Consider the following 13,244-nt stretch of genomic DNA (forward strand, 5'->3'; position numbering starts at 1 on the left):
GGAGAGAAACGAGCGTCGCTCGTTTCTCTCCCACCATTTTCATGATTATCATTATTGTATTATTTTCTCGGCAAGCATACTACACAAAAATTGTTCAAGGTCGCCGATGCTTTGAGACTGACAAGATAATATTTTTAACCTCTAATTCCATTTGGTTTGCGTTCTCTCATATCGCTTTTAGTCTAAACTCCAGCTAAATATTTACACTTATATATCAAATTAATTAGACCTTTGTGGATGAATTTTGCTGCTAGTTTGAGAAAAGCACCAAATATTAATGCAGGGGTTGTCAATAATATGGTTTTTCCACTAGCACCTCTAGAAGAACAAAAACGCATTGTAGAAAAGTGCGATCGCCTCCTCTCAACCTGCGACGAAATCGAAAAACGCCAGCAGCAAAGGCAAGAGAGCATTTTGAGGATGAATGAGAGTGCGATCGCTCAACTCCTCTCATCCCAAAATCCCGACGACTTCCGCCAACACTGGCAGCGCATTTGCAATAATTTTGACTTACTATACAGCATTCCTGAAACTATTCCTAAACTGCGTCAGGCGATTTTGCAATTGGCAGTGCAGGGTAAACTTGTGCGTCAAGATCCAAATGATGAACCAGCTTCTATTTTGCTACAAAAAATTAGAGATGAGAGAGCAAAACTAGATAATGAAGGTAAAATACATCAGTCTAAACTCCTATCACAAATCGATAAATACAACGAACTGATTAAATTACCTAGTGGATGGATATGGTGTAGATTTGGTGAAGTTATTGATTGTTATCGAGGACATAATCCCCCAAAGCATGAGTTCATACGAGAGCCAAGAGAAGGATATGTTCGTTTTATTCAAATTACGGACTTCAAAACTGATAAAGAGGCTGTATATGTCCCAATTGCCAAGCAGCTTAAGTATGTATATAAAGGTGAAATTGCTATGGCTGCTTACCGACATATTGGTAAGCTTTCACGGAATGTAGAAGGAGCATTTAATGTAGCTATTTGTAAAGTAACTGAAATCCCTCCCATGAATAGAGATTACATTGAAAAATTAATTGGTAGTGATTTCGTTAAAGGTGAATTACTAAAAGCTTCTGGGAGGGCGCACATACCATCTATGCACACTAATCATCTTCTTTCCTTAGTAGTTCCTTTACCACCACTTGCTGAACAAAAACGGATTGTAGAGAAGTGCGATCGCCTGATGTCCCTGTGCGATATCCTAGAAACCAAATTGAAACAAGGGCGAGACAGCAGCGGGAAGCTGATGGAAGTCGCAGCAAAGCAGGTGTTAGCAAGTTAGGGAACTCCAAAAAATAAATTATGCCAAATTGTAGGGGCGGGGTGACCCCGCCCCTACGAGTTGCGGGTTTGGTAAGTTAATAATTGGAATATTTTTTTATTTGGAAGTCCTTTAGCGTAATATCCCGACTATTTTCTACCCATCAAAATGCGATCGCTTTTTTAATAAAAAATGATCAAGCTAAGATTTCCTAGGTGGGGGTTTAGGAGATCGTAATCTGTGAACCCGCCCCTACTGCTTGTGAGAAATGTGGGTAAAATCCTGACTACAAACTGCGCAAAATTAATGCTATATAGCACTAATCAAAAATAATACCAATTCAAATAATGTTTGCGACACATCAATTTATTCTAGAGGGCACGGCACTGCCGTGCCCCTACCATCTGTCGCATTCTTTTTTCAAATTGGTATTATTTTAAATTTCATTTTTACCCCAGATACCTAAAGCTGTAGCAATACCCAATGCTGCAACAGCTAAAGCGCCCCATTTCAATGGCGGATTTTTATCCAAATTTTCTAAGAAACTGGGTATAGACAAATTTCTAAAATCTCCCTCAACTTTGTCATAGCCTTCAATTGGCGCAAAAACATTGTTGGGCGCATCTGCTGATTTTGGTTCATTAGTACGCTGTCCTTGAAAAGCGATCGCTAATAACAGAGAATCAGCTAAGGATGGAGAAACCCGTTGCAGTAAATCTAAGATTTTGCCCACATCCCCAACCACAAAATCACGGGTGGGATGTTCAGCCGCGTAGAGAATGGCATCACTAACCAAACTCGGTTGATAATATGGCGGTACTCCTGTAGGTTTCACCCCCAATTTAGAGCCAACTTTATTGTAGAAAGGTGTGTTGATTGTCGCAGGTAAGATAGATGTCACACTGATAGGCCATTTTTCGTATTCTAATTCCACACGTAAAGCATCGAGGAACCCTTCTAAACCGTGTTTAGCAGCAGAATAGGGGCTTTGTAAAGGTATACTCCGCCTACCTTCCATTGAAGAAATATGAATTAATGCGCCCCGTCCCACTTGTTTGAGATAAGGTAGAGCTGCCATTGCCCCATATACCTGTCCCATCAAGGTAACATCAACAACTCTGGCAAACTCTTCTGGTGTAATTTTCTCAAAAGGAGCAATCATACCTGTAGCCGCAGCATGAACCCAAGTATCGATGCGTCCATATTCTGCTACAGTTTGATCGGCGATCGCCTTTACTTGCTGAAAATCACTCACGTCTGCAATCACATAAATCGCTTCACCGCCCAAATTACGAATCTCATCCACCAAAGACATCAGTCCCGATTCGCTACGAGCAGCAACTACCACCTTAGCACCTCGTTCGGCAAACTTCACGGCTGTATCACGCCCAATTCCACTGGAAGCCCCAACGATAGCTACCACCTGCTGACCAATTGGTTTTAATTGCATGGTTAATTATTCTTAATGCTTCCCTTCCATGAATAGGCGCGATTTGTGCTTAGTACATCTCTCGCTAGACTTACGCCGGATTGGGGGAAGGGGGGAAGGGGGCAGGGGGCAGGAGGGCAGGGGGTATGAGGGGACAAGGGGGACAAGGGGGACAAGGTAGACAAATGACCAATGACAAATGACTAATGACTAATGACTAATGACTAATTTCGCCACAAAGCGATGCCGCCTAATAAACCAGTAATATTAGGAATGAGTTTCACATTTAAGGGTAGCTGAAGATTTACGCGGACAGCTTCACCGCCGCCGATGTAAAGGCAATCATAATTGAATAGATGTTGTAAAGATGCGATCGCCTTGGATAAGCGCCGATTCCATTTTTTATCACCAATTTTTTCTAAAGCCGCCCGCCCTAGCTGTTCTTCGTAAGTCTCACCTTTGCGAAACTGATGATGACCCATTTCCATATTCGGGACTAGTTTACCATCGATAAATAAAGCCGAACCAAATCCTGTACCCAAGGTGATCACTAATTCCAAACCTTTGCCGGCGATCGCTCCCAGCCCTTGCATATCTGCATCATTTATTACTCGTACAGGTTTGTTTAACTGTTTTGATAAGGCTGTTTGTAAATCAAAACCAATCCAATCCCGATCTAAATTTACCGCCGTTTCCGTCACTCCATACCGCACGACACCAGGAAAACCAACGGAAACACGATGAAATTCACCTTGACCGGCTGCTAAAACTGCGATCGCATTAATCACCGTTTCTGGTTTCGCCGGTTGGGGTGTCTCTAACCGTGCCCTTTCCGTTACAGGTTGACCTGTAATATCTAATACCAAAGCTTTGACCCCGCTACCACCAATATCAACTGATAGAGTGCGAATTGAGCCATTATCTTCTACCATTGCTTTTTCTCCTGGCTAATTTGTGCTACTTGGTTATTATGCTCCGCTGTCTCTCCTTCGGGTAGAGATGTTTGGATAGTTTTCACAAATGCCATGAGGGGTAGGGGGGTAGAGGGGCAAGGTAGGAGGGACAATAAGACTGGGAGACGCGGTGACGCGGAGAAATAAATAATTCTCAATGCCCCATGCCCAATGCCCCATGCCCAATGCCCAATGCCCTAAACTGCGAGAGTCGCTAATGCTTTTTCGACGGCTTGCAAGGCTGTATTAACTTCTGCTTCTGTGACAATTAGTGGTGGTACAAACCGGAGGACTTTTGGCCCTGCGGGTACAAGTAATACACCTTCGGCGATCGCAACTTTAACGATATCAGCGGCGGTTAGCTGGATATCGGCTTGCAATTCGAGTCCGTTGATTAAACCCCATCCCCGCACATCGGCGATGAGATGAGGATGTTTGGACGCGATCGCTCTTAGTCCCTCGCGCAGTTGTTCACCTCGCTGTTGGACATTCTGCAAGATATTTTCTGTTTCTAATGTCTGACAAACACTCAGGGCTACTCCACAAGCAAAGGGATTACCACCAAAGGTGCTGGCGTGTTCTCCGGGTTGGAAGACATCACAGAATTTCTTACTCATCATGGCACCGATAGGGATACCACCACCCAGTCCTTTAGCACTGGTGAAAATATCCGGTTCAACGCCGAGATTTTCGTAACCCCATAACTTACCGCTACGTCCCATCCCCACTTGCACTTCGTCGAAAATCAGCAAAACGCCAGTTTCATCACAAATTTGCCGCAGTTTTTGGAAGTAGGCGCGATCGCCTGGACGCACCCCGCCTTCTCCTTGTAAAGGTTCTAATAATATTGCTGCTACCCGATAATCGCCTTCATCTAGTTCGCTAATCGCCGCTTCTACTGCCCCAATATCGTTGTAAGGCACATAATGAAACCCCGGAACCAAGGGATCAAAGTATTTTTGATACTTTGGTTGCCCAGTAGCGGTAATTGTTGCTAAAGTCCGCCCGTGAAAACTAGCATTGGCAGTTAAAATAATTGGTCGTTCAATTTCTAAGACAGTATGGGCGTATTTCCGCGCTAGTTTAATTGCTGCTTCGTTAGCTTCCGCACCCGAGTTACAGAAAAAGACGCGATCGGCACAGGAATGTTGAATCAGCCATTTTGCCAATTCACCCTGTTCGCGAATGTAGTACAAATTAGAGACATGATGCAGCTTTTGGATTTGGCGTGTGACTGCTTCTACCATCGCTGGGTGGGCATGTCCCAAGGTACAAGTGGCAATTCCCGCCACAAAGTCCAGATATTCCCGCCCATCTGTATCCCAAACCCGGCATCCTGCGCCCCGTTCTAAGGCTAGGGGAAACCGGGCATAGGTAGACATCACCGCTTCATCGAAGCTGTTGGCATCAAAGGGGCTAGATGCTAAAGAATCTGACTGCGGGGGGTTGGTGGCTGCTTCAACTAAAGTTTGTCTGCTCACTACCGCTCCTTTAGAAAATATTTGATCGTATAGTTATCTACTAGTGTCGTAGAAATTTCTCAAAAATTTCGACTATTTTCTGCAACTAACATTTTCGGACTGAAATATTGACAAGAACACCCAAATATGAAGTATAGATTTCAGCCATTTAACCTTGATTTTTCGACACTTTTTAGACGATGTTTTTTTTGTGAATGCACAAGATAATAAATTTGTAAAGTGGGTAATTCCCAGGTTTTTTGACAATTAACCTGCAAATATTATTTTTATTCCCAGTCGCAGAGGTGAAACAATTGTGTATTTAATGCCTGAGCAAAAATATCAACGTATCCAAAAGGAGTTGATGGCAGGGGCGATCGCTCTCGGCTTTGTTTTCTTGCTTGGGACTTTATGGTACTGTCTGGTGGAGGGTTGGTCATGGGAAGATGCCGCTTACATGACGGTAATTACCTTGGCTACTGTGGGATATGGCGAGACACATCCCCTCGGCAGTCGCGGCAGATTATTTACCATTGCCTTAATTTTGATGGGTGTAATCAATATCGGTTACATTGTCAATAGATTTACACAAGCAGTAATTGAAGGCTACTTTCAAGAAGGAATTCGACTCAGGCAACAGAGGCGTTTAATGGAATCCTTATCAGGACATTACATTATTTGTGGATTTAGTCGGACGGGACGCCAAATAGCTAAAGAATTTCGGGCAGAAGGTGTATCTTTCGTCGTGATTGATTCCGAGCTGGAATCTGTGCAAAGAGCGCAAGTTGAAGGTTATATAGTATACCAAGGTGATGCCACACTAGATGAATCGCTTTTGAGAGTAGGTATAGAGCGGGCGATTTGTATTGTCGCGGCACTGCCATCTGACGCAGAAAATTTATATACAGTTTTATCAGCAAAAACACTGAATCCAGGAATTAGAGCGATCGCCAGAGCCAGTACAGAAGAAGCTTTACAAAAATTACAACGCGGTGGCGCAGATGCTGTCATTTCTCCTTATATTACCGGTGGTAAGCGCATGGCAGCAGCAGCCCTTAGACCGCAAATCTTGGATTTTGTTGATGGTATCCTTTCCGGTTCAGACCGCCAATTGTACATGGAAGAATTTCTTCTAGAAGCAGCTTTTTGTCCTTTTGTGGGACAAAGCCTACAAAAAGCCAAATTGCGATCGCAAACAGGGGCGTTAGTTCTAGCAATTCGTCGCACCGATGGTAACTTAATTGGCGGCCCAACTGGTGACACTGTATTAATGCCAGGAGATACCCTAATCTGCATGGGTACAGCGGAACAATTGCGTAGCCTTAACCAAGTTCTCGGCCCCATCGTTTCCCAAAAATTGCGTAAACCGAAAAAAAGCTAATCTATTGGTCAGTTGTCAGTTGTCATTTATCTCCCTTGTCCCTCCGTTCGCGCAGCGTCTCCCCTTGGGAGAAGTTCTGATCGCCGGACGCCGGCGCTCAGACTTCTCTCCTTGTTCTCCTTGTCCCCACACTCCCCACACTCCCCACACTCCCCCATCCCCAAATGCCTTAAGTAGCCGGACAAAAATGTTTACAGTCATTGCGAACGAAGTGAAGCAATCCCAACCCCTGTGATTGCTTCATTCCGCTGACGCTCCATTCGCAATGACATTGTGTAATTAATTCTGTCAGCCTACTTATCTCACACCTGATGAGTCTGAATAACCACTAGGGGGTTGTTGATCTGGCGGTGATTGGTATGCAGATAGTGTAGCCAGAGTTAAGCCTAATATTAGGCTCAAAAAAAAAGTTGTCAAAAGCTGCATATTAAAAAATGTGTGCAAAACGCACTTTATGTAAAACATAATTCTCCTGCCTCTTTTATCAGACGGGCAAAATATTGACAAATTATGTATGAATACAATTCAGTTAACAATATTCATAACTGCAATATCCCCTCATACCAATTCAATGGGAAGTTGCACATATCTCGCTCCCCCTAAATCCCCCTTTCCAAGGGGGACTTTAATAGCTGTTTTTCCAGTTCCCCCCTTATTAAGGGGGGCTAGGGGGGATCGAATTCTATGCAGCTTCATAAAAAATTGGTATCAGCACTATTGATCGGTGAATGTAGGAGATCTGAACTGTATTTACTTACGTGTGGTATTGCACCCGACAATTATCAATTCCAACGGTTAGTTGAAACCCCCCTGTATTTGTAATCAGGGCATGTAGAAAAACACACAGATTTTAAACTGCATGAAAATAGTAGCCTTAAAGTATCAAGAAGAAAGATGGTGCTACCCCATCCCACCTCAACACAGAACTTTTCTTAACCGAAGCTTATTTAGCAAATTTTAGATATTTAAAATCTCAAAATATCTGAGAACAACTAAATTTATTTGTGGAACAAATTCAAGCACCTAAAATTACCGAATTTTAGATTTCGGATGATATTCTTCACAATTTAAAATCGCAAATAACCAATCCAACATGAATGAATGGATTCAATTTAAAATCCGGTCATCAAAAATATAAAATTGTTTGACTCCACATTATAGATAAGTGTGGGTCAGTAGCTGAATCTATCTAGCTAAATAAAGCGCTAAACCCCATAAAATCGATTTATGTTTAAATCATAACATGTATATATATACGCCGCTTAATTTTTGCCTGACATCTATCATCAGGTATAAATTTTTGATTAATTAATGTAACCAAAATTTGGCGATCGGACAAGATAGCTCACAAAGAGTTCCCCTTGGAGCCACGGACACCCGTCGAAATTGACCTTTGAATTCTCGAGCTAAATTTTTCAATTGTTGTGTTCCTCTGCCTTCTTTATATGAATCGATTGGCAATCCATCATCTACAATACTCAGAGTGTACCAACCTTTCAATGAAGAGCAGGTAACTTGCAGACGGGTGACTCCAATTGCATGTTTGCCAACATTACATAAGGCTTCTTCTAGAAACCGACATAGGCCTCGTTTTTGTTCAATACTCAAGTACCGATCATCTATAGGGTCAAATGTACGGATTTTGACTTTCAGGTTTCTAAAACAGGGAAGGTCTCGCTCTAAGGTATAGCTGTAAACTTGATAGAGAATTTCATGTATAGGGTCTTGTAAGTTAATTACTAATCCTTGACCTAGATATAAACTATTATCTTGATTTATCGGTTCTCGTTGCAAAAATTCATGAATTCCCCGGATATCGTGATTCAATTTTTCCAGTTCTCTGTGAATTTCTGGTAGCAATTCGTCTGTGGCTAATTCCCGATCTCTCACCAGTTTTAAAACTTTAGCCAGAGTTTGTAGAGGTCCATTGTGAATTGTCTCAAAGGTACGTTCAATCACGGCTTGGCGAGCATTAATTCCCGCACGCAAAGCTTGTTCATATTGATATAAAGCTATGAGTCCTAGAGAATTTAAATTGTAAACGATTATTGCTGGTGTGATGGGAATCCACCAACCCCAAATTATGAATAAATAACTAACTATTATGAGAAGCAAGTTAGTAATATTAATAGCTAGCAAATTTATCAAAGGAGATTTAGTCAGCCTCGCGTTAGCAATTCCTAAAAAACCCCAAGCGATAATCCAGATATATTCCCATTGCTCACCCCAAGTATTTAAAAGTGGACGAGAATTTAGAACTGCACTAATAATTTGACTAACAGCATGAGCATGAATTTCTACTCCATAAACTTGGCCTGGGGGTGCAAATTGGGCTGATGGAATAGCGGAAGTAGTGGTAAAGTCTTTAGTACTAGGAGCAGTCATCCCAATAATCACGATGCGATCGCGTATCCACTCAGGCTGAAATTTCCCGGCTTTAATATCGCTGAGACTAATCATTCTAAATCGTTCTGAACCACTGCGAAAATTCAGTAACACTTGCAACCCGCCTGTATCTGTTCGCACATATCCCCCAGAGTTCCTGAAGACGCGCGGTAGTTGAGTATTACCAAATTTGATAGTATGGCGATCGCGTTCTAATTTAATCCCTTGATCGGCTAAATAAATTTCTGCCAACTTGACAGACAAAGCAAATTCGTATCCTTGAGGTGTCGCTGTTCCTAGTAAACTGCGTCTCAATTTCCCATCAGCATCGGGGATTTGATCGACAAAACCAACTTGTTCATGGGGTAAGTCTGGTGGTGGATCAATTGTATCTGGTAATACTTTGTCTATGCCAATTAAATTTTTGCTATTCTTAAATATGTTTACTAGTTGAAAATGACCAGGTTTAACTGGTATATCTCTAACAATATCAAGACCAATAACTCTAGGATTGTAAGTTTGTAAAGTATTCAGCAGTAGCGCCATTTCACCATCTGGTATGGGATAACCGACACGACGAATATCATCTTCCTGAATTCCCACAATCAGAATTCGTTCATCTTGTGGTTCAGCCCACCGCAGACGCAGAAAACTATCAAAAACTAACCATTCTAAAGATTGCATTGAACCAGCCAGACGTGCAATCATCACCACACAAAGCATTACCATTCCTGGTAGGAAACCGACACGCCAAATAGCAATTTCTGCGGCAATTTTTTTCCAAAGTCTAGGTAGCATAAGCGGGTTTGCTAGTCTTTAGTTTTCTATTAAAATCACTGGTAATTAATCAATAAATAACCAAGTTTAATGATTAATAACAAGTGAAAATTAATCAATTAGTCCTTCGTACCTAGCCTTCATTTCCGTTTGAATGCGGATATTTTTCCCATCTTCCGGGTAAATATCTAAAGCGTCTTGTAGTTTACTCCAGTAATGACGCACCATCCGTTCAGATATAGACATTTTTTCAGCAATTGTCTTATCTTGTAATCCTTCTTCAAATGCTAAAGTCAGCACTGTTAGCCACTCGGGTTTTACCTCTAATCCAGAATGAATACCTTTGATGTCTTTGGTATGAGTTAAACCCTGTAAAGCCCAATCAACTCTAGTTAACATTTCCTGGGTAGATAGGCTTTTATCTGCAACTGTAAAGCCTCCTTTATGCACATCAATTTCTGGTCTCATCCGCACCAAAGTTCTGACATGGGCACTTTGAACAACAATGTTAAGATTAGGATAACATTTCATCAGATTCCGCAGTAGTTGTAGACCTGTATCAGGACGTGCTATCACTCCAGATTGTTCTGGAATCGAAAGATCCATCACCACAAGATCCGGCTGGGACATCATCTGATCGAGTGCATTCTTAGCATTGATCGCAGTGAAGAATTCAGCACCAGGATATTTTTTTTGCAGCACATCGACTGTTCCACCTAGAACTGATTCATGGTCATCAATTACTAGAATACTTAGCAATTGCTTCTCTACTAAAAGTTGTTTCATAATGAACACCCTGCTTTGGGGCTGCGTAAGTATTAAATGTTTTTTTATCACCGTAGACAAAACTGCTTATATTATAACTGTATTAGTTATACAGACAGGATATCTTACCTATCTTCATCATCCAGGTTATTTATAGGAATAAGTTGTGATTTTTCAAAAATGACTTATGCCTGTACCCGCCTTGTTTCTGAGTATCTGTTGCTTGTTCAGAATCTCTACGAATAAGTTTACAAATCAAATAGCAATGCTCTGGGAAATATCAGGAAATATGTTGATATATTATTTACCAGTATTTACCAGTAAAAATACCAAGCTACTCCGAGTTGTTTACTACGATAAACACATTTACCTGAAGTTAAAAAGTAAAAACTATCACACAAATATTTTAATTCTCGGAGATTAGTACACAAATCCATTGTCGAGACATCAGGATAATTAATTTTTACCATTAAATAACATATATTTCTGCGTTGTTTTAAGCAAATTGAAATTGAGATGGGTGTCAAAACTGCCGGCAAAGCTATTGTGAGTAAATCATCTAAAATACTTAAAATCATCAAATTGCGTTCCACTGGCTGACGTTCCCAGATAACTGGCATATCGATATGCAAAGATAAATGAGAATTGGCGAGCAGTCTTGACTCTAATAAGCACTCAATGGCTAACGGTAAGCTATACTCAAGGTGCCAGGGAAATAGGCGATCGCTTAATTCCACTAAAGATTGATGAAAATTATCAATTTTTCCCACACATTCTTTAATTTTGTTAACGGATAAATCTAAATTATCCACTGTTAACATATCTAAAGTGCGCCGGATAGTAAAAGATTCCTGTAATAAATCATCCCGAATTTTTTCAGCTTCTAAGAATCGTTTGAGCGATTGCTTATTAGCCCACCATTGTAATGCTTGGCGAATTCTCAATTCAGACATCAAAAACCAGAGGATGGTCATGAAAATGCCTATGAAAATTATAATTTGCGTACACAATAGCAGTCTCACAGTCAGGTTTGATGTTAATTATTTTACTATGTCCAGATAAAAAAATTAAGCAGCCAACAGCATATTTATCTGCTACAAATTGTTTAAAGTGAATCAAATACTTGCCAGCATACGTTATGCTAATTGTAAAAAATTGCTGATTAAATAACAAATGGGAATAAAACATAAATTATATATTTTTTATCTAAAAAACATTCTGCTAACTAAGTCGCTAATTGCATCGAACTATGTGTTTTGCAATGTAAAAATCTGGTAATTCATCTCGTAGTAAGGAATTCAGTCCTTATTTTCGGACTCCTCTCTGCAAGACGCGGATCGAATACTACAAACCTTTAATTATTTACACTGTTACACTTAAAAAATGCGTTAAATGCTACTTATAAATCAGTGATTAATCTAGCCTTTCTCAGCATAAATTGTAAGGCGGTTTCTTGCTTAGAAATAATATCAGCTTTCGCATCCATACCTGATTGGATATGACACTGATGATTATTATGTCCAAATACAAAGCTTTCTGGTTGAATAGTCGCTTCAAAGTAACTCATAGCCGGATTTTGAGAACTAGATGTGACTGAGCCGTTACTATTATTTTGAGATGTAATGACATCAGGAGAAATAGCCTTGACAACACCTTTGAGAGTGCCATAATCAGGATAAGGGCAAGCATCAATTCGCAATTGTACTTCTTGACCAACTGCCACATTTTTAATATCCTGAGGGGAAATCATCGCCTTAATAACTACAGGAGTATTATTAGGAGCAATTTCTGCGATCGCATCACTAGCACGCACAACTTGACCGGGATTACGTAAATTAAGCTTGAGAATAATTCCATCGCTAGTTGCTCTAATTACAGTATCTTGCAGTTGATTGACAACCTGCTCGAGGTCTGTTTGTGATTGGATAAGTTGGGTTTGAATTTCTACTCGCCGTTGAATTAGCGCTTGTTTTTCCTTGTTCAAAGTAGCGATGTTGGCTTCGCCTCTAGCAGTTTCTTGCGCAATACGTTTTTGGGCTATTTCTACAGTTGCATTAGTGGGATTAACCGCGACTTTAGCTGATTGAACTTTAGTTTTGGCAATATCTACAGCTTTTTTTACCGCCTCAAGATTGGCTGTTGTCTGATCGACTAGTAGTTTTTTCTGCTCAAATTCACGCCGCCCGACAGCGCCGATATCTGACAATTGTTGATAGCGATCGCGATCTAACTTGGCAAAGTCTAAATCAGCTTGGGCTTTTTGTAAATCCGCATAGGATTTTTGTAGGTTTGCTTCTGCTGCTTGCAATTCACTGAGAGTAGTAATTTGGCGTTCTTGATATTCTCTTTGATTACGTAATAAATCTGATTGAGCGGAAGCTACTGTTCCTTGACTTACCCTACCTTCAGCTTCAATTTGGCTATCTAAACTTCTGATTTGAGCATCAATTTGAATTATTTGTAACTTATTTTGTTGAATATTTTCTTGCAGTTGACTCTTTTTAATCTGTATTTGTTCATCATCAAGATAAGCAATTACGTCTCCCTGCTTTACAACCTGATTTTCTGCAACTAAAATCCGTTTAATAGTTCCTTCTATTTTCGGTTGTGCTAAGCGAATTTCTCCTGTAGGACGTACACTAGCAGGAGCTTTGACGGTGACATTATATTTAATCCATGACGAGAGAGTCAGCCCAGCACCAACACTCCCAACCAAAAATATTCCAGTTAAGGATGTCCAAACACTAACGGGAGGAAGAAACTCGTCACTTTGAACTGATGGGAGAATTTTTTGGTTATGGGTGTAGAGCATATTTAAT

9 protein-coding genes are annotated in these 13,244 nt (G+C 40.8%); 2 read left to right on the forward strand and 7 right to left on the reverse strand.

Annotated features, from left to right (window positions below):
* Window positions 1-237 precede the first annotated feature (237 nt).
* Window positions 238-1,296, forward strand: coding sequence for a restriction endonuclease subunit S (locus AACU32_RS24780; protein WP_096603850.1), 1,059 nt, complete (start codon window positions 238-240; stop codon window positions 1,294-1,296).
* A gap of 415 nt (window positions 1,297-1,711) precedes the next feature.
* Here the strand turns inward: AACU32_RS24780 and AACU32_RS24785 are convergent, their stop codons facing one another.
* The 3 genes from AACU32_RS24785 to AACU32_RS24795 all read right to left on the reverse strand — a co-directional run bounded on the left by AACU32_RS24785 (window position 1,712) and on the right by AACU32_RS24795 (window position 5,138).
* Complete coding sequence (locus AACU32_RS24785) at window positions 1,712-2,725, reverse strand: SDR family oxidoreductase (protein WP_096603851.1); 1,014 nt, start codon at window positions 2,723-2,725, stop codon at window positions 1,712-1,714.
* 203 nt (window positions 2,726-2,928) lie between these two features.
* Window positions 2,929-3,636, reverse strand: a complete 708-nt coding sequence (locus tag AACU32_RS24790) for an ROK family protein (RefSeq protein ID WP_096603852.1) — start codon at window positions 3,634-3,636, stop codon at window positions 2,929-2,931.
* 218 nt (window positions 3,637-3,854) lie between these two features.
* The gene (locus tag AACU32_RS24795; RefSeq protein WP_096603853.1) at window positions 3,855-5,138 is read right to left on the reverse strand and encodes an aspartate aminotransferase family protein; all 1,284 of its coding nucleotides are present in this window, start codon (window positions 5,136-5,138) and stop codon (window positions 3,855-3,857) included.
* 295 nt (window positions 5,139-5,433) lie between these two features.
* Here AACU32_RS24795 and AACU32_RS24800 point away from each other — a divergent pair, with 295 nt between their 5' ends.
* The gene (locus AACU32_RS24800) at window positions 5,434-6,498 is read left to right on the forward strand and encodes a potassium channel family protein (RefSeq protein WP_339378247.1); all 1,065 of its coding nucleotides are present in this window, start codon (window positions 5,434-5,436) and stop codon (window positions 6,496-6,498) included.
* A 1,308-nt stretch (window positions 6,499-7,806) separates the two neighbouring features.
* Here the strand turns inward: AACU32_RS24800 and AACU32_RS24805 are convergent.
* The 4 genes from AACU32_RS24805 to AACU32_RS24820 form a co-directional block, all read right to left on the reverse strand.
* Window positions 7,807-9,681 carry a CHASE2 domain-containing protein gene (locus AACU32_RS24805; RefSeq protein ID WP_096603855.1) on the reverse strand — a complete coding sequence of 625 codons (1,875 nt, stop codon included), beginning with the start codon at window positions 9,679-9,681 and terminating at the stop codon, window positions 7,807-7,809.
* A gap of 90 nt (window positions 9,682-9,771) precedes the next feature.
* The gene (locus AACU32_RS24810) at window positions 9,772-10,446 is read right to left on the reverse strand and encodes a response regulator transcription factor (protein WP_096603856.1); all 675 of its coding nucleotides are present in this window, start codon (window positions 10,444-10,446) and stop codon (window positions 9,772-9,774) included.
* A 293-nt stretch (window positions 10,447-10,739) separates the two neighbouring features.
* Window positions 10,740-11,399 (reverse strand): hypothetical protein, encoded by a 660-nt coding sequence (locus AACU32_RS24815; protein WP_096603857.1) that lies wholly within the window; start codon window positions 11,397-11,399, stop codon window positions 10,740-10,742.
* Window positions 11,400-11,824: 425 nt separating this feature from the next.
* On the reverse strand, window positions 11,825-13,237 hold the full coding sequence (locus AACU32_RS24820) for an HlyD family secretion protein (protein WP_096603859.1): 1,413 nt from the start codon (window positions 13,235-13,237) through the stop codon (window positions 11,825-11,827).
* Window positions 13,238-13,244 lie beyond the last annotated feature (7 nt).

The organism is Calothrix sp. NIES-2100 (assembly GCF_963875285.1).
GTDB lineage: Bacteria > Cyanobacteriota > Cyanobacteriia > Cyanobacteriales > Nostocaceae > Aulosira.